Annotated in this window: 28 protein-coding genes and 3 pseudogenes; 12 read left to right on the plus strand and 19 right to left on the minus strand. The window is 57.7% G+C overall.

The genetic code is table 11. The features are described from left to right. Positions 1-158 precede the first annotated feature (158 nt). Positions 159-422 carry a DUF982 domain-containing protein gene (locus NKJ76_RS10235; protein WP_023834292.1) on the plus strand — a complete coding sequence of 88 codons (264 nt, stop codon included), beginning with the start codon at positions 159-161 and terminating at the stop codon, positions 420-422. Between the two features lie 60 nt (positions 423-482). Then, a complete protein-coding gene (locus NKJ76_RS10240) occupies positions 483-1,082 on the plus strand; it encodes an SOS response-associated peptidase (protein ID WP_023834291.1) in 600 nt (199 codons plus the stop codon). Positions 1,083-1,504: 422 nt separating this feature from the next. Here the strand turns inward: NKJ76_RS10240 and NKJ76_RS10245 are convergent, their stop codons facing one another. Continuing rightward, the gene (locus tag NKJ76_RS10245; protein ID WP_023669676.1) at positions 1,505-1,915 is read right to left on the minus strand and encodes a patatin-like phospholipase domain-containing protein; all 411 of its coding nucleotides are present in this window, start codon (positions 1,913-1,915) and stop codon (positions 1,505-1,507) included. A gap of 483 nt (positions 1,916-2,398) precedes the next feature. Here NKJ76_RS10245 and NKJ76_RS10250 point away from each other — a divergent pair, with 483 nt between their 5' ends. After that, positions 2,399-3,145, plus strand: a complete 747-nt coding sequence (locus NKJ76_RS10250; protein ID WP_023699539.1) for a Crp/Fnr family transcriptional regulator — start codon at positions 2,399-2,401, stop codon at positions 3,143-3,145. Positions 3,146-3,542: 397 nt separating this feature from the next. Here NKJ76_RS10250 and NKJ76_RS10255 read toward each other — a convergent pair whose 3' ends face one another. The 4 genes from NKJ76_RS10255 to NKJ76_RS10270 form a co-directional block, all read right to left on the minus strand. Next, complete coding sequence (locus tag NKJ76_RS10255) at positions 3,543-3,827, minus strand: PilZ domain-containing protein (protein WP_084630714.1); 285 nt, start codon at positions 3,825-3,827, stop codon at positions 3,543-3,545. 186 nt (positions 3,828-4,013) lie between these two features. Then, a complete protein-coding gene (locus NKJ76_RS10260; RefSeq protein ID WP_023669677.1) occupies positions 4,014-4,256 on the minus strand; it encodes a DUF982 domain-containing protein in 243 nt (80 codons plus the stop codon). Beyond that, entirely contained in the window at positions 4,256-4,486 is a 231-nt protein-coding gene (locus NKJ76_RS10265; RefSeq protein ID WP_023669678.1) for a hypothetical protein, read from the minus strand. Before NKJ76_RS10265 ends, NKJ76_RS10260 begins: the two co-directional genes overlap by 1 nt. A 205-nt stretch (positions 4,487-4,691) precedes the next feature. Further along, positions 4,692-5,609 (minus strand): NADP-dependent oxidoreductase, encoded by a 918-nt coding sequence (locus NKJ76_RS10270; RefSeq protein WP_023669679.1) that lies wholly within the window; start codon positions 5,607-5,609, stop codon positions 4,692-4,694. Between the two features lie 276 nt (positions 5,610-5,885). Between NKJ76_RS10270 and NKJ76_RS10275 the strand changes: the two genes are divergently transcribed. Next, entirely contained in the window at positions 5,886-6,062 is a 177-nt protein-coding gene (locus NKJ76_RS10275; RefSeq protein ID WP_502902289.1) for a DUF3072 domain-containing protein, read from the plus strand. A 68-nt stretch (positions 6,063-6,130) separates the two neighbouring features. Here NKJ76_RS10275 and NKJ76_RS10280 read toward each other — a convergent pair whose 3' ends face one another. Next, positions 6,131-6,346, minus strand: coding sequence for a nuclear transport factor 2 family protein (locus NKJ76_RS10280; RefSeq protein ID WP_280940454.1), 216 nt, complete (start codon positions 6,344-6,346; stop codon positions 6,131-6,133). An 84-nt stretch (positions 6,347-6,430) separates the two neighbouring features. On the opposite strand from NKJ76_RS10280, the gene NKJ76_RS10285 reads away from it, so the two are divergent. The 3 genes from NKJ76_RS10285 (at position 6,431) to NKJ76_RS10295 (ending at position 9,319) form a co-directional block, all read left to right on the plus strand. Then, positions 6,431-6,583, plus strand: a complete 153-nt coding sequence (locus NKJ76_RS10285) for a GNAT family N-acetyltransferase (protein ID WP_352496840.1) — start codon at positions 6,431-6,433, stop codon at positions 6,581-6,583. 1,385 nt (positions 6,584-7,968) lie between these two features. Further along, complete coding sequence (locus NKJ76_RS10290; protein ID WP_155922525.1) at positions 7,969-8,211, plus strand: hypothetical protein; 243 nt, start codon at positions 7,969-7,971, stop codon at positions 8,209-8,211. A gap of 733 nt (positions 8,212-8,944) precedes the next feature. Continuing rightward, on the plus strand, positions 8,945-9,319 hold the full coding sequence (locus NKJ76_RS10295) for a VanZ family protein (protein WP_245261419.1): 375 nt from the start codon (positions 8,945-8,947) through the stop codon (positions 9,317-9,319). 816 nt (positions 9,320-10,135) lie between these two features. Here the strand turns inward: NKJ76_RS10295 and NKJ76_RS10300 are convergent. Further along, positions 10,136-10,750 (minus strand): annotated as a pseudogene (locus NKJ76_RS10300) (IS256 family transposase); the annotation flags it as partial. Between NKJ76_RS10300 and NKJ76_RS10305 the strand changes: the two are divergent. After that, positions 10,751-10,905, plus strand: a pseudogene (locus NKJ76_RS10305) (transposase); the annotation flags it as partial. Here the strand turns inward: NKJ76_RS10305 and NKJ76_RS10310 are convergent. Both NKJ76_RS10310 and NKJ76_RS32385 read right to left on the minus strand, forming a co-directional pair. After that, a complete protein-coding gene (locus NKJ76_RS10310) occupies positions 10,868-11,017 on the minus strand; it encodes a hypothetical protein (RefSeq protein WP_023672262.1) in 150 nt (49 codons plus the stop codon). The pseudogene NKJ76_RS10305 and the gene NKJ76_RS10310 sit on opposite strands and share 38 nt — an antisense overlap. Positions 11,018-11,543: 526 nt before the next feature. After that, complete coding sequence (locus NKJ76_RS32385) at positions 11,544-11,777, minus strand: Y4oE-related protein (RefSeq protein ID WP_502902286.1); 234 nt, start codon at positions 11,775-11,777, stop codon at positions 11,544-11,546. A gap of 25 nt (positions 11,778-11,802) precedes the next feature. On the opposite strand from NKJ76_RS32385, the gene NKJ76_RS10315 reads away from it, so the two are divergent. After that, positions 11,803-12,012: a hypothetical protein gene (locus tag NKJ76_RS10315; protein ID WP_023672260.1), complete on the plus strand. Its 210-nt coding sequence runs from the start codon at positions 11,803-11,805 to the stop codon at positions 12,010-12,012. 134 nt (positions 12,013-12,146) lie between these two features. Next, positions 12,147-12,338 (plus strand): hypothetical protein, encoded by a 192-nt coding sequence (locus NKJ76_RS10320; protein WP_023672259.1) that lies wholly within the window; start codon positions 12,147-12,149, stop codon positions 12,336-12,338. Between the two features lie 2,311 nt (positions 12,339-14,649). Here NKJ76_RS10320 and NKJ76_RS10325 read toward each other — a convergent pair. The 4 genes from NKJ76_RS10325 to hxsD all read right to left on the minus strand — a co-directional run bounded on the left by NKJ76_RS10325 (position 14,650) and on the right by hxsD (position 18,267). Continuing rightward, complete coding sequence (locus NKJ76_RS10325) at positions 14,650-15,204, minus strand: PH domain-containing protein (protein WP_023672256.1); 555 nt, start codon at positions 15,202-15,204, stop codon at positions 14,650-14,652. A gap of 112 nt (positions 15,205-15,316) precedes the next feature. Next, positions 15,317-16,483, minus strand: coding sequence for a His-Xaa-Ser system radical SAM maturase HxsC (gene hxsC / locus NKJ76_RS10330; RefSeq protein WP_023835545.1), 1,167 nt, complete (start codon positions 16,481-16,483; stop codon positions 15,317-15,319). Between the two features lies 1 nt (position 16,484). Next, positions 16,485-17,903 carry a His-Xaa-Ser system radical SAM maturase HxsB gene (hxsB, locus tag NKJ76_RS10335; RefSeq protein ID WP_196815033.1) on the minus strand — a complete coding sequence of 473 codons (1,419 nt, stop codon included), beginning with the start codon at positions 17,901-17,903 and terminating at the stop codon, positions 16,485-16,487. A 31-nt stretch (positions 17,904-17,934) separates the two neighbouring features. Beyond that, on the minus strand, positions 17,935-18,267 hold the full coding sequence (gene hxsD, locus NKJ76_RS10340) for a His-Xaa-Ser system protein HxsD (protein WP_023672253.1): 333 nt from the start codon (positions 18,265-18,267) through the stop codon (positions 17,935-17,937). 777 nt (positions 18,268-19,044) lie between these two features. On the opposite strand from hxsD, the gene NKJ76_RS10345 reads away from it, so the two are divergent. Continuing rightward, complete coding sequence (locus NKJ76_RS10345; RefSeq protein ID WP_023750018.1) at positions 19,045-19,413, plus strand: sunset domain-containing protein; 369 nt, start codon at positions 19,045-19,047, stop codon at positions 19,411-19,413. Between the two features lie 14 nt (positions 19,414-19,427). Here the strand turns inward: NKJ76_RS10345 and NKJ76_RS10350 are convergent, their stop codons facing one another. From NKJ76_RS10350 to NKJ76_RS10365, 4 genes and pseudogenes are all read right to left on the minus strand, one after another. Then, complete coding sequence (locus NKJ76_RS10350; RefSeq protein ID WP_023672250.1) at positions 19,428-19,688, minus strand: PIN-like domain-containing protein; 261 nt, start codon at positions 19,686-19,688, stop codon at positions 19,428-19,430. Beyond that, positions 19,685-20,050 carry a hypothetical protein gene (locus tag NKJ76_RS10355; RefSeq protein ID WP_023672249.1) on the minus strand — a complete coding sequence of 122 codons (366 nt, stop codon included), beginning with the start codon at positions 20,048-20,050 and terminating at the stop codon, positions 19,685-19,687. The genes NKJ76_RS10350 and NKJ76_RS10355 overlap by 4 nt, the downstream gene beginning before the upstream one ends. Positions 20,051-20,073: 23 nt before the next feature. Beyond that, positions 20,074-20,310, minus strand: a complete 237-nt coding sequence (locus NKJ76_RS10360) for a hypothetical protein (RefSeq protein ID WP_023672248.1) — start codon at positions 20,308-20,310, stop codon at positions 20,074-20,076. 75 nt (positions 20,311-20,385) lie between these two features. Continuing rightward, positions 20,386-20,613, minus strand: a pseudogene (locus NKJ76_RS10365) (helix-turn-helix domain-containing protein); the annotation flags it as partial. A 532-nt stretch (positions 20,614-21,145) separates the two neighbouring features. On the opposite strand from NKJ76_RS10365, the gene NKJ76_RS10370 reads away from it, so the two are divergent. Next, positions 21,146-21,373: a hypothetical protein gene (locus NKJ76_RS10370; protein ID WP_023672245.1), complete on the plus strand. Its 228-nt coding sequence runs from the start codon at positions 21,146-21,148 to the stop codon at positions 21,371-21,373. A gap of 277 nt (positions 21,374-21,650) precedes the next feature. Here the strand turns inward: NKJ76_RS10370 and NKJ76_RS10375 are convergent, their stop codons facing one another. Together NKJ76_RS10375 and NKJ76_RS10380 are read right to left on the minus strand one after the other, a co-directional pair. Beyond that, on the minus strand, positions 21,651-22,964 hold the full coding sequence (locus tag NKJ76_RS10375) for an HlyD family type I secretion periplasmic adaptor subunit (RefSeq protein WP_023724595.1): 1,314 nt from the start codon (positions 22,962-22,964) through the stop codon (positions 21,651-21,653). Continuing rightward, on the minus strand, positions 22,951-23,570 hold a 620-nt coding region (locus NKJ76_RS10380), incomplete at its 5' end, for an ATP-binding cassette domain-containing protein (protein ID WP_352537334.1). The genes NKJ76_RS10380 and NKJ76_RS10375, both read right to left, overlap by 14 nt.

A 23,570-nucleotide genomic window follows, 5' to 3' on the forward strand; every position in this document is an offset into this window, starting at 1 on the left:
CCTAGGTGGAGGGGATCACCAAGCAAAGCGAATCCGCCATTTGGCCGATGGGCGCAAAGTGATTTCATTGGGCGGGTTTATTGCGTTGGCAAATCGCTCCCGTGGAACCGAACTTGCCTCCCCCGAATTGACTCGCGATCGCGTTCGGGAGGGGAAGCATGCAAGATCAGCATTTCGATGAGCCGGTTCGCGTGGCGCTTGGCAGGTCCAGAAACACGATCTACAAGGTGGAGCGTGTCGCGCAGGCCGCTGACATCCTCATGAACCGATGGCCCGTGAAGACAGGCGGCTATCACGTCGCCGCCCGTAAAGCCTGCCTTGGCGTTCTGGAAGGCCTTCAAGAGGCGCGCTATGCCCGCGCCGCCTTCGTCAACGCGGCGATCGAGCCCGATATACTGCTCGAGCGCGACCGCGAGGGTTGAGCGGTCCATCGCCTCTTTGTTTGGCGTGAGGTAAACTGGCAGACCGGTCGGGAGCCTTCCATGTGCAACGACTATGAGCAGCATATTCTCTGGGCTGAATATTGCCGGATGCTGGAGTCGCTGGCACTCGAGATCCCGACCCATCAGACCGAACTTGAACTGCCGCGGGTTGATGACATCCATATCAACGATCCAGCCCCGATCATGCGCGCCGCCGGCGACACTGGCGTTGTTGAACTGACGTCGATGACGTTTGGATTTCCGCCGGCCGGCCCGAAAGGCGGACCAGTGTTCAACTTCCGCTCCGAAGGCCGGCAATTCGCCGGCAGCAAACGCTGCCTCGTGCCGGCATCCGCCTTCTTCGAGTTCACGGGCACGAAGTATCCGAAGGCAAAGCATCGCTTCACGCTCAACGGCTCGCCGTTCATGGCCATCGCAGGGCTTTGGCGTGAAGCTGCCGGCAACAAGCCGCCAACCTTCACCATGCTGACAACCGAGCCTGGACCGGATATTGCGCCCTATCACAGTCGGCAGGTCGTGGTGCTTCGGCCCGGCGATTGGGCGGCTTGGCTCAGTCTGACCAAGCCGGAAGCCGAACTGCTGCAGCCGCTTCCAGCCGGCTCGCTGCGCGTGGAGACCGTGCGCCCCGAAAGTTCATAACTCGGTTGCGCAGGCTTGCCGGCACAGCCGGCAGGCCGAAATCAGGAATCCGTCGGTGCGGCGCCAGGAAGTCAAGCCCTTGATGTTCAGAGAAAACTGGTGCCCAGAGGCGGAATTCAAGTGAAGAAAATCCCGTTTTGCTTTCAGATACTTAGGGGAATGTTAGCCGCATCTGATACCAACATAAATACCAACAAAATATTCCTGTGGATTGGTTCGGTTCCTGCTATTTCTCTCAATGCCTTGCACCTGCACCTTGTCTCTTCCAGTCTACATCCTTCTTGGTCATACCTCATCATGCGGGGTCGAGTGAAGACCACGGCTGGCCAAGACGACTTAATCAGAACGGATGGCCATTGCGCTCAATATCGGGATCGCTTTAGGCGGTTTCTGAAAGCCGACATCGTGCGAAGAACAGGTGGCTATTTACGGGTCCTGAGACCTTGGCCCATACACCGCTTTGTAGGGTGGACGCGGCGCAACGAAAAGCGCGGCCAGCCGTTCCTCATGTTGCTTGACCAGTGAGGCAGCAATAACAGGTAACTCTGCGGCGGACCGGTGTAGTCGTCGAGGTCGATCGGATTAGACTTCATAGGTGCTCCGTCGACGCGTAGTAGACGGTCTCGTCCTACCAGCAGCCCAGCTTGGCCCAGTGCATTCTGGCTTTGCAGGCGCATGGCGGCAGAAATGATCTCGCGCCAGTGCCTGATACCGCCCTTGGCGATTTGGCCCTTGGTGAAGGCGAACTCCAATTCAACGCAGCCGAGAGACAGGATGTCGATTTGATGTCGGTCAATTGCGTAGCAGGCCATGGCATCGACCAACGCTGTCATATAACTGGCATAGTAGGATCGGCGCCTCGGAGGTGCCGGGCCACATCCCACCCGCTTGGGCCGTCCCCAAGTCTGATATCTGTCAGGAGAGCCACAACTCGCTCCGGCTCACGATCGAAAGTCGCAATCGCTTGAAGGCCCTTTTAAGCCGGCGACCACCTCGAACCCGGCCTCCCGGAGAGAGTTCTCGACGTCTCCACGATCAGCACGGAACCCGATGACATTGAAAGCCTGCTTCGTGCGCCCCAACAGTTGAACGGCTGCGAACTCTTAAGGTTCCTGGCGCGCAATAGCACTCGTTAATCCGGTGGAAAGCAGGTTGTGATCCAGCCGTTTCGAACAGGTTGCGGCAGGCGAAAAGGATTGAGGACAGCTGAACTTTGCGCGCATCATCGACGCACTGACCATTGGCCTTCGTCTCCTCTAGGCAGCGGGAACATTAGCGCCAACTAAAAGTTGGGAGCAAACACGAACAGGTTCTTGATGGCACATGATCATTCTTTCAAAATGTTGATCCGCAAGCTCCAAGCCATCTCGGAACTCGCAGAATCAGACATTGCGACCTTGGGGAACATCTCGATTCAGGAGAAGAGATATCAGGCCAACGAAGACATTCTGCGCGAGGGCGATAAGCCGAGCCTTTCGTTCGTCGTTCTTGAAGGCTTAATAGGGTCGATCAAACTAACCGGGGAGGGGAAGCGTCAAATCTCCTCCTTTTTTGTTCCGGGCGACATTCCCGACCTGCATGGTTTGCATTTGTCGGTCATGGATTGCACTTTCACCCCTCTCATGCCCGCTAGGGTGGGCTTCATGCGGCACGACGAACTTCGCGCCGTTTGCGACCAGCACTCTTCGATAACGAGAGTGTTTTGGCGCTCGACGGTGATCGATGCGGCGATCTATCGAGAGTGGGTCACCAACGTCGGTAGGCGCGACGCCTACTCGCGTATGGCTCACATTCTTTGCGAACTCATTGTTCGCCTTCGGTCGGTAGGCCGCATTGAAGATCATGTGGCCTATCTCCCCATAACGCAGGCTGCACTTGGCGACGCACTTGGCCTCTCTACCGTGCACGTGAACCGAGTGCTTCAGGACCTTAGACGCGACGGTCTGATATCCACCGTTGGCTCGCGTTTTCATGCGACCGACTGGGCAGGGCTCGTTCGCGCCGCAGATTTTGATTCTACCTATCTTCATCAAAGGGCTGCGCAGACGGGTGCCGGTTTCTGATCCTGCTGGGTCGCTCATGATCCGTTGAGTCCTCGCGATCCTCAAAACCGAATCTCCTGTAGAACCCGCACTCCAACAGGAATGTCGATCACCGCTTGAGAACTGGACCGCAGACTTACCTAGCGACGGCATGGCTTCTCAAAGATACGACCTCAGGAGGGACTCGACGAAACCTGAGCGGTGTTTGACGCGTTCACTGGCCAACCAGCCGAGGCGTGGGGCGCTCCGGCTAAATATCTGGACGGGGAATATTCCCGCGATTTTGTAAGCCTTCTGACCGCGTCGACCTGAAGCGAAGTTTCGCCGGGGGGTAATCTCTAAAGTGCGACTGCCATGGAACACGTGCCGAGCGCCGGAGAGTGTCCAATTCCCCGGTCTGTGCATCCCGGGCACAAGCTCAGCCATAGTGGAGACGCGGCTTTGGCAACGTTCCTATAAATTGAACCCCAATTCGGTCGTTCCTGCGCCACCGCAGGACTGCCTCGTAGGCAACGCCGTCGGTCGGCACGTAAACCACGAACCGCTCAGGGACACGCGATTCCACCGGGACTTTGAGCTCAGCTCTGCCACTGTTTTGGTTCCGAATGGTGCAACTGATCTCGGAGTTTGTGATTCCGCTGATGATTGAGGCGCCTTTCAGCACCCGCTGCCTCCGTTCGCGGCGATGCTCTTCATCAACCATGTGACCTCCATCGGTCACCCGCGGCCCTATATGGTACGCGCACCGGCGAATAAACTGTCCATCTAGGTCGTCGCTCGTTAGTGTCTCACTTTAAAGTTTGACGACGGAGACGGACAGCATAAATGCCCGTTGCGCCGGTGAATTCGCAACGCGAACAGACCCGAATGGGCTCGTCGTATAGCGTTGTTAATCCGGCAGCAGCATCTCCTCTTCATCGGCCGCGGCTTCGAACAGCAGCCGGAAGTCATTACCCGGCATTTTGCCATCCATCGCAGATAGGCAAGCCTCGGCCGCCAGCCGCCACTTGGGGCCACGATTGGACCACTTTAGGAGCTCCTCGGCGGCGGCATCAACCCGGTTGACACCAAGGCGAAGCCCCGGGCGCTCAGTCTTCACATAAACCGGAGGGTTGAACCAACGGTGGGGCATCACGCCTCTCGAACGTCAAAGGCGATGAACAGTCCCCAAACGGAGGCTGATTTGACGATCATTTCGACTAACTGGCAGTCAGTTTCGAGAAGATCGCCGCCGCGCTCACGGACCGCTACAATGGTCGCTTTGACGGAAATAATGTCGCCGGGTTGAGAGCCCAACAGGACCTCGCGGACCAGCTCCTTGGCCGTTTGCTGCGTAGGCCGAACAGGTGCTTGAATGTCCATCCCATCCTCCCAGAGAGATAGAACCTCAATCAGCTATTCTGTGGGTCACTTTCCGAAAAAGGCAAGAGTCGGAAACGTACAAAGTAGGTTCCCGCAAACACCGCCCTACGATGGCTAAATCCCGCGACAGGCGCTGATTTGCACCTCACCGTGTCAGCTGCCGACGCGACCATAAGGAGCGAGGGCCCGCCTCTCTCCCAAGTTCTCACGGACGAACGCGAACAACGGTCTTGCCCGCGCGTCGGTCCGTTGAGTTGAAGGTGCCGATGGCATCATCCAAGCTCGAAACCTTGACGATGTTCGACCGCAGTCGTCCATCGCGGATCCGCTGCACTATCTCAGAAAGCTGGGCTCGATCAGCCTCGACGACGAAGTCAACCGCCAGGCCGTGTGCAGGTCGAATATCCGTTGGTCCGACGACTGTGACAAGGATACCTCCGGCCCGGACAAGCGTTGCGGATCGCTTCTGGACATCGCCGCCGATGACATCGAACACCAGATCGACGCCGCCGACATCTTCAAGGGTGTCTTTTGCGAGGTCGAGGAATTCATTTGCACCGAAGTCGAGCGCTTTCTGGCGGTCGGCGGCCCGCCCGGTGCCGATCACATAGGCTCCGGCCTCCCTTGCAAGCTGCGCCACCATCGAACCGACGGCACCGGCAGCGCCATGCGCGAGAACGCTCTGCCCGGCCTTGATGCGGCCATGCTGGAACAGCCCCTGCCATGCGGTTAGGCCGGAGATCGGCAGGCTAGCGCCCACCGTAAAGTCGACATCGCCGGGCAGCGGCGCGAGGTTACGGGCCTCCAAGGCAACATACTCGGCGAGGGTGCCGTCGCGATGCCAGTCCGCGAGGCCGAACACCCGCTGACCTCTAGAAAGCCCCGTGGTGCCGTAGCCGAGCGCAGTGACCACACCAGCCAGTTCGTGGCCGAGGATCGAAGAGGTCCGGTCACGGAAGGCTCGGTCGGCCCACGTCGAGGGCCACTCCAGTTCGGTGTTGACGAATCCTGCCGCATGAACCTGTACGACCACGTCGTTAATTGCCGCCTGAGGCTCGGGCAGCTCCACCAACTTCATCCCGGCCGTTCCTGCAGTCTGGTCCGTCGCTACGATTGCTTTCATGGGGCGTCTCCTCACCGTTGGGGTAAATTGCGGGCGCGGAGGGTCTTCGATGTCTCGCGCAGAGTTGGCGTTGAGTTCATCGTTGGCGACCGCGAGCGGAAGCTAAGCAATCTCGTCGGATTCTTCCAGCACGGGTAAACTTGCGTTCGTGAACACCCCTGCCATCGCAATCTCAGACACTTCAAGCATGTGGAACAAAAGCAGATCAAATACGTTGTGCCGTTCCCAACATGGAGAGCGTCATGCAAAACTACACCCCGAGCCAAAGGCGAAGCTATCAGCAAGGATCCTGACGAATGGACGACGGGAGACGAGCCAATGACTCCGTCGCAAGCTTCCTACTTGAAAACATTATGTGAGCAGGCGGGCGACGACAGAAGCTACGCCGAAGATCTAAGCAAAGCCGAGGCCTCGAACGGAATCGACGCGCTAAGGACTGAGCTCAAGCTCTAAAGGCGCTGGGAGACCTACGACAGGTTGGTCAGTTTTGCGGTATTTGGCCTCTGATCTGGACGGTCGTATTAGTGAAGGTGGTAGAGTTTGCTAAGGATCTTCAATTCTCCTGCGATCTTGAGCAGAGAAATATAGTCGGTGAACCTTGTGGTTCCAAATTCGTCCTCGACCTTCGCAGTGGCTGCATCGCCCGTAATGTCGAGCGATGCGACTGCCCAGTTGGGGCTGGTGTTCGGCGGCAAGGCCGCACTCATTACCTCGCCGACATAGGCATCGACACTCAGCCATGGAGCTCGAAGAGATCGCGGCTATCTACCCGCTCTATCAGCAAACCGGGTATGGGCGGAAAGTGGGCGTAGGCCGACCATGTGGTTGTCGACGCCGAGATGCGCAGTGCTGGTATCGGCGCCAAACTGATGGGGCGGATCGAGAAGGAAGCAGCGCGTTTCGGCTGCGACATCACCCGCATCTCGATACGAGCGCACACACAAATTCTACAGCCTAAACGGTTAGGCCGATGATGCGCTCGTTCTGGTCAGCCACTGAGTGCATGGGCCGAGGCAGAGTTCCCACAATATGCTGCGCACAAAGTAGCGACAGAGCGGGCCTAGAAGCGACATAGCGCCGGGTGTGAACGCGAACGCAGCCGGCGCCCGAATGCGTTCAGCGAGCGCCGTCGCGTCCACCTTGCCTTTCTTTGACGGCCCTGTTGTTCAGCTTCCCACGGCAACGCGTGGAAGTCGGGCTGGTGCCCCGCTTCACGGTAGCCAGCCTGAGTGAGTAACTTGCTTTGTCCCGCTCCACAACGCAAACAAACGGCGGATTCCCCAAGCACCTATAAACGCCTACAGCTTTTTCCATGCGACAGGTGTGCTGCGGGTGCTCGAAGATGTCGTCCTTCATTGCGATGACAGAACAGGGAGCGAGGACAACCGGTCAGGCCCAGCGCGCCCGCTGCAAAGTCCCGCAGACGGCTGCTGGGCCGCTGGCGGGCAGCGGCTACTTGCTGAGGATCCAATCCACCAAGCCAGTTTCGATCAGCTCGAACCAATCGTGCACCAGGGCCTTGGCTAAATCGCGCCATTGACACTCAGGCGTACGGGAGACGGCAACAGTAGAATGGTCGGCATCTTCCCAGCCTCGCGCCACGTCATCGCGATGACGTTAACGAAGGCGCATCAGCAAGGTGGCCGTAGTGGCCGCTTGAGCGATATCTATGGGTGTTGCAACCATCGCAGCCTCCCTCAAAGCGATGGCAAACCCCTCACTAGTAAGCCCGCTCAGACTCTCTCTGCAATCAAAAAAAGAGGGTGGGGCGGTGTGGTATCCGCCGGCTGGCGAACATATGCGCCTCCTCCCAACGCCAGCGAAACATCCAAACGAACGAGGCGATCTAACAGCGATCTCACCATCCAGCCAACACATAGGCCTATAGCAAAGGCTTATAATCGCTGAGAGAACGAAAATGGCCGACGCCATGGTTGGGGAACCCGGGTGGGTAGGCGCCGGCCACAAGCGGAACAGGCCCGCCGCGCCACACACATGGCTGATTTGTCATCACGTGGTTATGGTGTGATCGCGTAGGGCTAGACCAGCGGAACCTAGTAAACGCCGCTTATTAAGCGATCCTCGACGCGATCGTTCATCGCCACGACGACCTGGGAAACTTGACGGTTGCAGCCCTCTGCCATGTCGAGCTCGTCATGAACATCGGCCCTCCGATCATGAGCAGGCATGCGCCCATCCTAGCATATCGCGCTGCCGGTATCGCAAGGCGCCGGCAGCAAGGGGGAGGCGACCAGAGCCGATGTGAAGGGACTAGGCAGCTAATATTCGCTTGCGCTAATTTAAATGTGCCGTAACGTCAGGCTCAGCCTTTTTGGGGAGGCACAACGTGGGGAGTATGATGAGAGTTGCTGTGTTTTGCGCGGCGATCGTGATCGCTGGGACTGGTGTCGCTGTTGCCAAGGAGAAGAAGGTGGTGGTGAGTGACGCCACGGACCTTTGCTCTACGAAGCACTCGGCCAAGAAGCAGGTGCTCGAGCTGGACTGCAGGCCGACCGGAACCGCCAAATTGCCGGCCGGTGGAACGCCGGAAAAGCCGCGCCTCGGATACGACACCGATCCGTGGCTGGTTAAAGGCCTTTAGAGACTAGCCGCTGGCAATACAGCGCAGCTAAGGGGAATGTGCGCTGGCGGTGAAGCCTTCTTTGTTCTCTCATCGGTGGAACATTGTCGCCTGGAAACGCTTCGGACGGTGCACTGCCCCATCAGTGCAACGTTCCCTTCCTTGTTTGCACTGGCCGGCTGCCGAAAGGTGGCCGGCTTTTTTGTATATAAGCGCGACCTGATGTTTGGGATTGTTGATGGACAGCAGCGAGTGGCCGCTGCTGGCTTAGCGTCCAGGATTGGAATCTGTAAAGGCGAGATCACCAAGGCAGGGATGACCAGACTAAATAACGGTTTCGTCTGTTAGCCGCCACGCCGACGATAATTGAATTCAGAAGGGAGTCGGCCCGGCTGCCCAACATCAGGGTGCAAAAGACAGCCGGGCCAAGGCTGGAAAGAGTTCCGCTCCAGCCCAGCCGTGCCCAGCACGATACGCATCGCACCTGGGCGCAAGCGGTACCAACGGCTCGCCTATTCCGCCGCGCCTTTTCGGCAGGAAACCCTCGGCCTCATCACAATGGAGGGCGACATTCGCAGCGCCCTATGGAACCATCCAGAGTGACATAGGCTGTTTCATGGAACTTCCTGATGACATCAGGAGGCCTGTTAAGCATGCCAGTTGTTCGCGCTCATAGCTCAGATGCAGGTTGGAGCCCTTCCTAGTGCACCAGTATGAGAAGCGAGAACTAGGAACCGGGAGTGCTACGAATAGATTGCCGCAGTCCAGCTTTCATCAGAGCATGGCAAGGGCTGCCTTTCTCTCCACGTTGGCAGTCGTCCTGCTGCTCGCGCTATTGCCAGACCACCTGCTGCACGCCCTCGGATTGGCCTTTACGTCTCATCACGACAAGCTCAACCACGCCGCCGCGTTCGCCACCTTGTCAGCTTTGGGCAGCCTCGGCTGGCCCCAACAGGTGGTCCGGCTGGCGGTTCTACTTGCTTTAACGGGCGCAGCGATTGAAATCCTTCAATGCGTCACAGGGCGTGACATGAGTGTCTTCGACTGGTTTGCCGACTGCGCCGGAATGGCATACGGGCTGAGAACTATGAGCTGGGTGAACGAGATTCTAGGCGAACCGGTTATTTGATCGCAACAGGCTCCGCTTTTCCGCCGCGTCTTGGCCCCACTTGCCAGCCTCACGCCCGGGGCCGCCTTCGATCACCCTCGCTATTGCCGTTCAATTTCCGACGCAAAGGCCGATAGCAAGGGAAATAGGTTTCTGGGCCGCTCACCATTTAGACTTAGGTCCGATTCTTTCGCGCAAATGGCCGAAGCCGGAAACATTTCTCCTTCTACTTTGTTGCAGTGGCCGTGCCGCTGAGGAGAACATGCACAGTGCCTCTATCAAATGAACTGCGCGACGTACCGATAGAATTCCAATGCCCCTCCTGTTCGTGCCCAATGGTGAGAAGGGGATCCTGGCTGAAAACGATTGCCGGTTTCAGCTGCGATAGCTGCAGGTCCAGAGTGCGGATCGGCTACGAAGCGAAGCTGGCCATATTCGACCGGCACCTTAAGCGACGCGCGCCGGATCTGGGCCGACGACCAATGGAGTGCGATCCCGGCAACGGTTCCTGAGAGTGTGTCGGCAATTCAAGCTCCAACTGCTTGCGGTCTGCCGCAAGTCCAAGGTTTCATCTGGTCGCAGGGTCAGGCGGCTCTTTCGTCCGTACGGAACCGATGATGGCGAGAGGTTTCGATGCGCTCGGAGCACCGAGCAGGTCGACACGTTTTTCGTAGCGACCACCAATCTCTAGCTGGCCGCTCCGACGCTCTGACGAGGTGCGAGCAACTTGATCTTCAATAGTCTTTTTCGAGCCAGCATGCGCGCCAATGATAGCGTCGACAGGTCGACAATGAGGTCGTCGATCGCGCCCGCCAAGACACTGGACCCGCGCCCAAATTGGATCTGGTCGGCGACGGCGCGCCATTGTACGGACGCGGCCTCGGGCGTTTCCTGGGCGAAAGCGGTGGCGATGAAGGCTGAGACGACCCTGTGGCCGCTCTTGCCGGCATGGGCCAGCACGTTCCTCATGAAGTGGACGCGGCACCTCTGCCATGTCGCGCACAGCACCTTGGTGACGGCCGCCTTGAGGCCTTCGTGAGCATCGGAGACGACGAGCTTGACACCGCGCAGGCCGCGACGTGTCAGCTTGCGCAGGAACTCTGTCCAGATCGGCTCGGCCTCCGAGGTGCCAATCTCCATGCCCAGTACCTCGCGCCGGCCGTCCGCGTTGACACCGACGGCGATGATAACGGCGACCGAGACGATCTGCCCACCGCGGCGGACCTTCAGGTAAGTGGCGTCGATCCACAGGTATGGCCAATCGCCCTCGATCGGCCGCTCGAGGAAGGCCTTCACCTTCCCGTCGATCTCCTCGCACAGCCGCGAGACCTGGCTCTTGGATATGCCGCTCATACCCATGGCCTTGACCAGGTCGTCAACCGACCGGGTCGAGATGCCTTGCACATAAGCTTCCTGGATGACGGCGGTTAGCGCCTTCTCGGCCATGCGGGCGCGGCCACCGGCGCCAGCTATGGCGAGAAGAACCGCTGCGGCTCGCCCAGCGCAATGGCTACCGCGACCGGGACTGGGAGACCCGGGCCGGCACGGTCGAGCTGCGCATCCCGAAGCTCAGGAAGGGAAGCTACTTCCCAGGTTTCCTCGAACCGCCACCTCCATTTCCATCAGTCGCTCGGCGGCAAAGCCGATCATCTCCCGCAGCAGATCGGCATCCGGGGTCTTCTCCACGAGCGTGCGCAGGTTCATCATGTCGTCGGTCATCGGTGGTCCTTCCGAAATGGGTTGGCGTCAACAACCAAACCCTACCGGAAAGCGCCGATGACCACCCACACCCCGCTCGCTGGCTACAGCGCTACTAACGGCGCGCTCGTGAGCGGCTTCGCTACCGCCGAGCTACACCCACCTGATGGGACACGACCTTTCATTTGCATTAGGAACAACGCGTAAATGGAAAAGTTGGTCCACCGCAGCGCTCGTGAGGATGCCTTACCGCTGCCCGCCGGCGGCAAAGGGTCCGGCCCGCGCTTTCCTTCCTAGTGTGACGTGGCCCTGAAGGCTGCCAAGTTGTTCCTGCCTCACTGATCCAGTTCAAGCGGATCGTGATCTGGTTGCTCGTGCCACATCACCTCGCGGAAATCGCCTTTGTCGACCTGCTGCCCGCAGATCGGGCATGCGTGAAATCGATCGTCACAGTCCTGCGGTTGGTGTGGCTTGCCGGGGATAGGCGGGTCCAAGGTCGGCTATTCTAGCCATGCGCGACCGAACAAGATGCTGCGGCAAAGTTCCGTCAGTTTGGTTTTCTCAGTTGGTGAAAGACATCGCACCAAAAGCGGTAGTCATCTGGTCGACCGTCGAAATGCGCCTCCAAAGCGCAGTGCGCCACGGCGGTCGGTGCTTCCATCCTATAAAGTTCGATCGCAGATTGAGCGGCCTGATCTCTGTCGACGAGATCGGCAATCTTCAAAGCGGCGAAATCAGCGCTCCGGATCGCGAGCCTCCGTGGACCAAATATTCCCAACACCTAAGGGTGACTATATGATCCCCTCATGGCAACTCTGCGGTACGACGAAAGGCAGGAACCGGATGGGACGTGGACGGTATTCGACGTGTTCACCGGGCTCCCGGCTATTGTAGCGGGCCACCCATCTGTCGACCTTCCCGACATGGAGTATGCCGAGGAGCTGGCCGCCATCCTGAATGCCAACGACCTGAAGCAGAGGCTATCTCACGGTAGGTTCCCCGGAGGGTTCGCCTGACCGAAGTGGCATTAGCCCCCGGTCGTATTGCCCATCCAGGTTGGTTCGTCCGATCCGAACAAGCAATTGTTATTGATCTACCGGCTACGACGGTTTTAAGTCGACTCGCCATTGCTTTTCGTAGGGAGGACGTGATGGGCAACGTGGTGCCAATCTGCAAGGCCGCGCCTTGCGTGGAAGTGGTCGGAGCCAGTGGCGAATGGGTCGTCCGCATCATTGAAACTGACCAGGAAATTACACGCTCATTCGCCCTGGAATCGTTCGCACTGGCCTTCGCAGAAGGCCAGCGGATACGCCTGCATCTCGACAAGGTTGTGCGGCTTTAGGACCCTCCTGCGGCTGGGTACCCTCAGGGCCGCGACGGTGATGGCCGATTGTTCCATTGCTGGTGAGGCTTGCGGTGTGACGTCTCTGTCGTCAGCCCGCGCGGCCGGAAGGGCGGCAGGCTTTTTATTGGTTGAGATCGAGCGGCTCGTGATCGGGCTGCTCGTGCCACATCACCTGCCGGAAGTCGTGTCGGTCTACCTGCTGGCCGCAGATGGGGCACGCATGGAAATGCTCCGGCCAGTCAGCGTCATGTGGCTTGCCGGGCTTAGGCGGTCCAAGGTCAACAATTTTCGTCATCACCAACGAACACGGCGACCCGGCAAAAGTTCCGGGGGGTGTGTGTGCATGCGTTCGAAGGGCTGACAACAAGACCCCCACGCCGGAAGGTGAATGATGATCGCGACGCTAGCCTAGCCATTCCCCAACGGCTCGGACAAATCCGGTTCCCGGCGGCGTTCCCGTCGTTCTTCAAGGAACAGCTTCGGTGTGCTCGTCCCACTCAAGGGGCGTTGTCCCGCGCTCTTGACGAAACTTTCCAAACTCCTTGCGCAGGTCGGCAAGGTCCAATGCCCAAAGATGCTCACTGCTTCCGGGGTTCGACAAAGCGCTCACCAGCTCCGTCCGCTCTCTCGGAATTAAGTTGGCTTCGCGGTTGAGCCTTCAAGGTGGCATTGCGAGATAATTTGCTCGCTTGCTAATATGCCTATATCTTAGGCAGAGGAGTGGGGGGCTCATATCTTCCCGCAGTGGCCGGTGCGGTTAAGCCCCACAAGCACCCCCAGCTGCTCCGGCCATGTCCCACGGCTGGGTATGGTCTTTGCGCTCGGCATATCTTTTCAAGAGCTTCCGTGAAGCCTGACGCAAATTTGTTGCTGCTGCGAGCCGCACCCCCCGTTTGGCGGAGCTTCGTATATCTCTCGCTTTACGACGATCTTATCCGAAGTGATTAGGCGAGCTAGGCGCTTCAGCGAGCTGCCACTACCTCGTAGGCGTCCAAAGCTTCTTGGTGTGCCGATGCCGAAAAGCAACCCAGCGGCCGGTCCATAAACGGCCAGCAAGTCGAAGTCCTGGGCTCCATCCGTAGGATGGGTCGACGAGCGGGTCGAACAGTGGCGCGCGCGCCCCCGAGAGGAAGAGGGAATGTCTTATAACGGAGCGTCCGCAAGTGTCGGACGCTGACCGGGCTGCCCAGCGCAACCCTGCTGAACCCGACGCTTTGGTGTCACTTCCAAGTATACCCTGATGTGCAACAACAACATATGCGCAAATCGAAAGCCGTCCGGCTTACCGGTCAAGAACTGGAGCGCCGCTAAGACGAAAAAGCATCTCGCTGTAGGGTAGCCGAGCAAGGATCTTGCCGTGGTTGGCAATTGCCGCAGCTGTCATTCCTCTACATAGGAGACTGACGCCCCCTTGGGTTCGTTGGCAGATGGCATCCGGACTGTCAACGAGATGCAGATCCGGAACCCCATATACTATGGCAGTTACACCCTCAGGAATGGCTCCGATCGGTTGAACTACCAATATGCGCACACCGAGCAGCCACCCTATGATAATGGCGGCTACGCAACCAGTGCAGCCAAAGACGCCGAACTTCTTCATCGCATCGCACCTATTCCCCGCATCCCATCATAGTACCTGATGGCGTGATGGTGCATTCGTTGCCTTCAGTGTCCACGGAATGAGTTCCGGTGCTGTCTCTCCAGGAGCGAATGGAGTAGGAGTTTCCTTCGCTATCGCTACTGGTGACCTCTTGGCCTCCGTTCGGAAAGCGAAGAGTTTCGGTGTCAATCGAATAGTTATTCCCTTCGGTATCGTACGATCTCACATGTTGATCCCCATTTTTACCGGAATAGGAATCTGTGCAGACCCTGTAGTCGCTTTCACCCAAGCAATCAGCGTATGCGGAAGCGGTGCAGCCGAGTAGAAATGCTGCCGTCAACGATGACGTTTACTTTCATTGAATTTCCTCGATAAAAACACTAAAGCCCCATCAACAGTCATAACGGCTCTGGGGGGCGAGGAACCGCAGCGGCTAGGTATCCTTGAAATTAAACCGCCTATCAAGCCAATCTGCGCCTCTGAAATATACCGCACTCGAGTGCCACGAGTTATTCAAGGTAAGCGTCCAGGCCCAAAGGCTTATGGATACAAGTGCACCAATCCACCCGTACAGCAGAGCTGCCGCAAAAAGCGATGGGGTCGACATAACGAGTATCCACCACTCCCAAATGAAGCGCAGGGTAATACCGACGCAAAAATAAACGGAGATGAAGAGTATAATCCCGACAACGACCCCTATAAAGTCCATTATCCCGCCAGTATTTTTCTTTTTTGCTGTTCGAATTCTTGATCTGTGATGATTCCGTTCGCCTTCAAAGCGCCGAGACGCTCAAGCATTGACACCACGTCGGTACCCTGCGGTTGATTGTAGACTGGAGCTGGCTGCCTTCTCTGCTCCAGTGCATCCCTAACCTTATTGACGAATTTGACAACAGTCTTCTTCCAAACGTTGCTGATGTGCCGCTGCGAAGCTCCGTCTTCGATGGTGATCGAACCAAAGATGAGCCCCGTTTTGCCGCTAACAGCATTTACCTTGTCAAGGCCTATGCTGGCCTGCTTCAGGCCGTAGATCATTCCTTTGTCGAGAAAGATGATACGTCGGTCTGTCAGGGTGATGAGCCACGTGTCGCCGTCCATGAGCCCAGAAGTGAATGCCAATACCTGCTCACCGTCTGAAAGAATCTCCGGAAGGTGATTTAGCTCTTTCTTTGTAAAAAATTGATCGTCGCCGATTTCATCGGCGATACGTTTATACTCAATTCGAAGCTCCGCCTTGGACGCATTTTTAAAATCGAAGGTCATATTCTCTCCAATCGCTATCCGAGTCAGCAGCGCACAGATTGTATTTCTAAGATTTAGGCTAGGTTATCCCACCGGGCGACCGGCTTTCGTAATTTTCAACCAATCTGATGTTCTATTTTGTTTGAAACGCCGAGATATGGGAGCTTCGTGCAAGGTGGCTAGATGAAAAGAAGCCACCACATTCGGCGCGCTTGGAGCAGCTTGTGCACTCGTTCAAGTACGCATTTTTCCAGTCACTAATCGACCGCTTTGCATACTTGTGGATAGAGCCATCAAGAAGACAGAGCTGGTGATTGTAGACTGAAACATTGATCCTAGCCGCAGCCAGATATTGCACAGCCGCCCGCAACTCACTTCGATAGTCGTACGGGTCCATCCAGAGCTTATCCATATTTGCCCTTGTGAAGCCAGTGATCTCCAGTCCCATAAACGTCACGTGGTCTACGAAGGTGAGGTTTCTAAAAATGAAATCTGACAGGTCGACGAGACCTTCATAGGTCTGCTTGTGAACGACAACTCGTATCTCAACCTCAGCCCCGACGGCCTTCAGGTTCATGATCCCGCGGATGGTCTCATCGAAGGCGCCTTTGGACTGAACCACGTAGTCGTGAACTTCCGGGTCGGCGGAATAGATCGGTATGCCGACCGAAAGACGAGGATGTCCAATCCCTTGATAGCGCTCTGCGAATTGCCGATCCTTGAACGTCCGGCCATTGGAAAGAATATGAACCGGCGTAGACGGAAGGTGGTCACGAGCTGATGACAAAATGTCAAAAAAGTCCTCACCCACCAGCGTTGGCTCACCGCCAGTGATCCCGAGAAACGGGGTCGTTACGGGCAGCAGGGGCAGCACATCCAAAATCTCCCTCGCCAACCAGCGATCATCAACGTCTTTGGGTGGCTGGGAGCACATCAAACACAGGTGGTTGCACCGCTCCGTTACGAGGAAATAGTTCGCGTTGGCATCCTTTCTGAACAGGACACGCACTGCCTTCCGATCCGGCACAAAGCGGATGACGTCTCCTTCGCAAAGGTAGTCGAACTCGTGGGGCAGAACGACTAGTCGTCGGTCTGAAAACAGTCGCTCAGCTTCCGGCCGATGCTCCTCAAAGGTGACAACCCACTGGCATTCAGGATGAAACGTCTGCCCCTTGAAAAGGTACGCATCATGTTCTCGGTTAGGCGCTTGGTCAGCTTGGCCCGTCACGAGCCTAAGTGCCACTCGCTGTGAGAAATCACCGACGCTTGCTGACGCAGCGAAGCCACTCAGTCGCAACATCCTAATTCGCCCAACTTAGAAAGAGTTCTCGGGCGGTAACGTCCCTCTCCATAAGGCCGATCAGCCTCTTGAAGATCGACATATTGCGATTGCAGAATCCCGACCGCGTTTTGAGGCCAACAAAGTCGCCCTGCGTTGCGGTATGGAATACTGGATCGGAGCCACAGAACGGCTCGTAAGCGCAGTCGGCGCACATCGGTACGGAGCCTGCAAAAGATTGCTCGATAGGATCGAGGAGAGCGTCGGACCCGAAAATCTCGCCATAGGTGTTTTCGTGGACATTCCCGAGCAGAAATGTCTTGTCGCCCATTTCGGCCAACATTCGTGCTTCGTCGGACGCGTAGACGCTGGCGTCATAGTTATAGACGACGGCGGAGATACCGATGCCTGCCGGGCTCATAAGATCCACATATCCTGGCTCGAAAGGCGTGAGCATCTTTGTAAGGATGGTGGCCGCGTAAAACTCCTTGAAAGGAATGCCGTTACGGTTCAGTTCCAGGATGTAATTCAGCCCGTCGAAGTAGAAATCGAGCCAGCGGTCCACGTCATAGGCTGCGTACGATTTCGTCTTGACCGCGAAGCCGTAAGGGGAAAGCGGCCGAAGGAATATTCCGGGGAAATCTAGCCGCACGTATTCGTCAATGATCTCGCGCGCCAGTGGAAGACTGGCTTTGGTCGTTGTCATAAGTGCGCTGACGCGTTCATGGCCGAGAGCCAGTCTGGCCTTGTGGATACCTGCCACAGCCAATTCGTAGCTGTTCTTTCCCGGGCGCGGTCGATTGGCATTGTGAAGAGTGGCCGGTCCGTCGAGCGACGTTGAAATTAGAATCCTGTGCACGCGACAGAATTCCAAGATTTCGTCGGTGATGACGGCGAGATTCGTCGTGATGACGAATTGCAGCGACCGCCCGGCGACCTTGTTGATCGCTTCAGCCCGATGCACGACGTGTTGGATCAACGGGAAATTCAGGAGCGGCTCGCCGCCTTGGAACTCGATCTTGATAGCCGGACTTGGAGACTGGAAAATGAGCGCCAACGCCTTCTCGGCAGTCTCCTCTGACATATCGAAGGCTGAACGATCTTCGCTTTGGCGAGATACCTGACAGTAGGGGCAGGAGTGCTCGCACCGCAAAGACACGACCATGATGTGAAGCGATGTGAAGTTCTCAAGCCTTCTTGCCTTGGTCCGAACCTTCAGCGCCAGCAGCTCCTTGCCGATATTGGAGGATGCATCAAAGAGGAACTGCCTGCTGCGCAGGCGGGAGTAGGCGGGGTGTGTGCTGGGAAGCTCGTGCCTGATAAACGAAGCCAGCACGGCGCGCGGCAATAGCAGATATTCGCCCGCTTGGTTGGTCAGCACATACCGCTCGTCGTCCAACTGGGAAAAACGAAAGTACGCGAGCTGATAAGTGTCGTCCAACGGTCGTTGGAACTCAGTTGCCGGAGCAAACTTAGTCATCGGACTGCAGGCCCGATCTGGAAAACGCAAGCGCCAGTATCGCGTTTCTAACAGTGGCGGTTTCGGCGGCGATGCTGCTACGCAGGTCCTGATCCAAGACCTCTAGCCGCAGTCTTTCTACCGCTGCGTCGGCCGAAGTTCGCGCGGCCGCCTTGCTGAAGTTGATCGTGCATACTGCGAAGCCGCCCTCGATCGTGATCTCAACCGCAGCGTTGCCGGTTACCCGATACGCTGCGCGCTTTACACAGTCGAGGCTGAAGACTGACAGATCAAACTTGACTTGGGCAGTCTGGACGAGCTCGCTCTCGCGAGGGGTGTCCGCCATCAACAATAGCTGTAGCCAGAGCAGTGAGACCCGTGACTAGCATGGCTCGAATGGCTGGTGTGGTACGCCATGATAACGTCCGTACCATTTGAGCGATCTAGCACCTCACCGTAGCCGAGGTCCGCCGGGACAGTGCCAGCTTCAGCGAGCTTGGTCGAAGGCTGATTTGCCGATTCGACAAGGACTGCAGCCTGAACTTGGCCGCCGAGAATCATCGTGGCCGACAAGGCCATTGGTGACAGGAAATTGCGTTTCGACATTATCCAAACCCCCGTTTGTACGGACTCATTAGCAAAACGCGCCAAGCCGGACAAGTACCGCTTGTGGAGAAGTGCTTAAGGGACCACTAATGTTCCGGGTCAAATACTTGTATTGTGGAGTTGACGGGGTCCGTCTTCTGAGCGCAATCGATCGCAGAAGCGGCCCGACGATGCTCTTTTGCAGCCGCTTCGGCTGCCGCCAGAAAGCGCTCGGATTTCAGCCCGAGACAGCTGTTCGGAAGGTTTGGTTCTGGGCCATTGGCGATCTCCGCTTGATGGGGTTCGCCGCAACGCGGACCATAGTCCTACATGCCACGCTGCCTGACCTCCTGGCCTACTCTCACGGGAGCGATAGGGCCAGGCGCCAAGCGCCACCATCAGGAGGGAAGCGGTCGTGCCGACCATGTCTCGCGCCTGAGCGTCGCGGGCGCCGCATCAAGGAAGCGGGCTACAGCGCTGCGGCCTGATACTGGACTCCCGGCTTCAGACGATGCATTCTCGCCTCGGGGAAGGGATCATGGGCAATTCTGTTCATGCCAGGAGGTTGCAGAGGCGACGGCCTTGGTGGCGCTCGCTTTTCCGCTATCGTCTCGCCGCCGTTCTGGTGATGCTCGGGGCGACTTCCGCGGGCTATCTTGCAGTCGGCGACGATCGGCACGAGCTGCCGCGCGTTCACCATGGCGGCGATTCGTCGGCCAGCAACGCGGCTGTCCGCGAGGCGGGCTGCGATATCAAGGGCAACATTAACGAGCGCGGCGAGCATATCTACCATATGCCGGGGCAGGAATATTACTCTGCTACGCGCGTCAACCCAGCTCGAGGAGAGCGCTGGTTCTGCTCACAATGGGAAGCGTGGTGGGCGGGCTGGCGGAAAGCGAAAGTGTAGCGATTGCCTTTAGACTACACCTTCAGTTGCTCGATGCGCGTGCTCTTTATTGGAAGTTCGAACATCGCGCCGCCCGCGAGTTCCGGGTAATGCGTCGATCGCCAGAGATGACGATCCAACGCCCCCTCCGTGCTCAGCTGGGCGATCCAGGCCACATCTTTCACGCCGGGGCCGAACTTCTCTCTGATATGGACGATCTCATGCTCCCCGGCGAACAGGGCATTTAGCGAACGGGCGAGAGCGGGCGACAGGTTTTCGTCGACCAGGGCTTTCACGCGGCACTCTGAAGGCTCTCTTCGAATTTCATGGCGTCTCTAACAGCGGTAGCTGAGACATCGAAAAGGCGCGCCACCTTTTCCACAAATCCTTCGGCTTCTACAGCTTGCGCAAGCGCCACGGTCGGGACGCCATATTTGGAGGCGATCGGCTGACCGAACGAACGATGGGGGTCGATCACGATGGACTGCTTGCCATTGAAGGGCCGCCAGCGCGCCACCGCGTCATCCTCGATATCCAGGTCTTTGAACGTCCGCTCTATGCAGGAATGCAGCCAGAGCGACGCGGCAAAGCCCATCGGGACGCGCCAGCCTAGGTCTTCCTCCCCCCGCTGCATGCCAGACGTATTGTCCTTGGGCATCGCGCCGCTCCATCGGCGAGGCGTCAGTTCGTCTCGTCTACGATACTGTCATAGTCGCGGCCGATCAGTAGCAGCACGAAGCCGCAGGGCACTGTCACGCTGGTGAGGGCAATAAGGCCGAGCCATCCATAGTCCGGCTTCGCAAAATAGTAGTACCAGCTAATCGCCTGCACCAGCGGAGACACGATCAACATCCAAGCACCCCATTTGCCATCCGTGTTGAGCCGGATCGTTGTCGTCGCCCGATATCTGATTGCCATACGTATGCCCTCCCGTTCCTCAAAAGGCAGCTTCGCGTCGGTTGAGCGCGAACGCAAGCGCCGGCCCGGCTACGGCTTTGCGAGCCTCACGCCGGCGCCTCCTCCATTCTGCGGAATGAGCTCAACCCCGGCAGCCTCCAGAGCGGCCTGCAGGTCGACCAACGTGCGGTCGTATGGCGTCCGCTTGCCAGCTTCGAAATTGGCAATGGTCGTCTTGGCCACCTGGGAGGCCGCTGCCAGCTGATCCTGCGACCATCCAACAAGCGCCCGGGCTGCCCGGCATTGAGATGGCGAAAGTGTCATTTTAGTTAAACCTTACATTAAAGTGACTGTACGATACGTGCAGCCTTAACCATTAGTGCAACGTTATCGCAAATGCAGACCCAAATGCCTAACACCCCTCTTCTGGAGGCCGGCGAAGCTATGGCCGCTGCCTTCCCTTTAGAAGATTTTCCCGCGCCCTGCTCGGTGCCATCGCCTCTATTCCGGCCATAAGAGGCGCGGCCGCGGCGCATGTCTCGCCGCAACCGGCGCCTCTGCCCTCCGAGGAGGAACTGCTGCAAGCCTACAGTGAGTGGCTGTTCTTCGAACGTCTGCTGCTTATGCGCGACATCTACCCTCGCGAGCGCAACCCCTACCGCCAAACAGCCCTCGTGCCCTGCAACACTCTTGCGGCGCATTACCATTTCCCGCTACGATGACCGAGAGTTGTAGCCCGACATGGGAAACGGTGCCCTCGCCAGCCACGCGTGCGCTGCTCGTCTTGCAGACTGTCGGCGTTGACTTCAGGCCGCTGAGTGAACGGCAATGATCTTTCGTTCAGAAGGAAACTGCCATGCGAACGACCGAAGGTGATCGACCGCCTTCCGGCTGGTTTGTGGTCGACGTGATGCGCCGCGAAGCCCGGAAGTGGGACTGGGCGGCGCTTGTGACCGATACGCATCCTGACGATCTAGAAGCTCGGATCTTTGCGAAGCAGTGCTGGGTCCCCATTCCCGGCAAGCACCGAAACCGAGATGCGGCTTGGGATATGTTCGAGGCGATGTCAGCCACGCGGCACTGACTGACTTTCATTCCGCAGAAGAGAAACGAACAGCCCGCTGCGGCTGGTGGCGGGTTTTTCATGTCGCGTTTCATGTCGCGTCCATCAGCCGCGCACCAGTAAAAACCGTTGGAAACCAAGGATACTCAGTTGCAACATGGTGCAACATCAGCTGAATATTACAGAAACAAGCGGTGCCCAGAGGCAAGTAGGAAATGTCTGTGCTTTCAGATCTTACCACGCACATAGCATGCGGACAACCAACAGAAATAGCAACAATAGATTCCTGTGGGTTATTTCATTCCTCCCGGAATGTCCGACTGATTTGGTCCGACAGCGGCTTTACGAAATAGGAAAGCGCCGTACGCTCACCCGTCTGGACCATCGCTTCGGCCGGCATACCGGGCACGAGCGTCAGGCCCTTGAGCTTCGTCAGTTCCGCCTGCGGAACCGACAGGCGCACCAGGTAGTACGAAATGCCGTTTTTTTCATCCGTCGCCAGATCGGCTGCGATCCGGCTGACATATCCGTTCAATATCGGCGTGGTTCTCAGATTGAAGGCTGACATCCGCAGCACGGCCTTGTGACCAAGCTGGATTTGGTCGATGTCCTTCGGGGTGATTCGTACTTCAAGCGCAAGATCGTCGCCTTCCGGCACGATTAGCATGATCGGATCGGCGGGCGTGATCACTCCGCCGACCGTATGAATTGCGAGTTGTTGAATGGTGCCTGACTGCGGCGCGACGATATCGATCCGCCGCAGTTCCTGTTCAACCGCCACCTTGCGCTCAACATACTCCCCGACCTGCGCCTGAACCTCTCTGAGCTCCTGGCCCACTTCCGACTTGAAATCCTGATCGATCTGCGGGATCTGCAGGCGCGTTTCGGCTATGCGGGCTGCCGTCTGTGCCTGATCTGCGATCTTCTCACCGCGTTCGCCACCGAAAGTGGCAACCTGGATCTTCAGGCTGTTCAACCGTTGGTCCGAGACAATGCCTTGGTTGCGCAGCCCACTTAGAACAGCAATTTCCTTTTGGAGAACCTCGATCATTTTTTCACAGGCAATTTCCTGCGCCTTGAGTCCTTCGATCTCGTGGTGATATTGAGTAATGCGTTCCGCCAATTGCGCCTGCTTCCCGTCGCGGGATTGCCTGCGGAATTCGAACAGCAACGTCTCGCTATCTATTGCCGAAGCTACGTCCGGAACATCTCTTCGGGCGAGTAGCCAGTCCGGGAAGGGGATTTCCGCGAGATCGTCACGCTCAGCATCGAGTCGAGCTAGGTAGGCGGCCAGCTCATCGAGCCGCTTGGTGACTATGGCGAGATTAGCGCGCGCCTGGGTGGCATCGAGCCGCATGAGGATGTCGCCGGCTTTTACCTTATCGCCTTCGCGCACCAGGATTTCTCCCACCACCCCGCCAGTCGGGTGCTGCACCTTCTTGACATAGGAAACGACGACAAAGTGTCCGGACGCTACAACCGCACCGGAGAGATTCGTGAAGTTCGCCCAGGCTCCGGCTCCTCCCACAAAGATCACGCTCGCCAGAAAGCCCGCCACCAGGTGGCGGCGAATGGAGCTTGAAACGTCATTGTTCTGATCAATGCCGGACACCGGTATCCTCCATGTCAGCGCGCTCTGCCACGTTATCCTGTGTAGACTCGATGGCCTTCAGGACTTTGGAAGGCGCACCGAATGATCGCTGCCGTCCACCTTCCATCACCAACACCAAATCCACGGCGCGGATGACGCTCGGCTGATGGCAGACAACAACCGCAATGCCCTTGCGCTCGCGCACAGAGGCGATCGCCTTAGCGACTGCAGCTTCGCCTTCCGCGTCGAGATGGATATTGGGTTCATCCAGCACAACAAGGAACGGGTCTCGATAAAGGGCACGGGCAAGACCGATAAGCTGACGCTGCCCGGCGGAAAGTGCCGATCCGACCTCACCAATCGGAGTTTCGTATCCGTGCTCAAATCGGAGGATCAGTTCGTGCGTGCCCGCTGCTTTCGCCGCGGCGACAATAGCCTCAGGGTCAGGATCATGTTCAAAACGAGCGATGTTTTCGGCAATGGTGCCGTCGAACAGTTCAACACCTTGCGGCAGATAGCCGATATGACGGCCTAGTGCTTCCCGGTCCCATTGATCGAGGCTTGCGCTGTCGATGCGAACCTTCCCGGCGACCGGCGTCCATGCGCCGACGATGGCGCGCGAGAGTG

The sequence above is a fragment of the Mesorhizobium sp. M0029 genome (assembly GCF_040323735.1).
Lineage (GTDB): Bacteria > Pseudomonadota > Alphaproteobacteria > Rhizobiales > Rhizobiaceae > Mesorhizobium.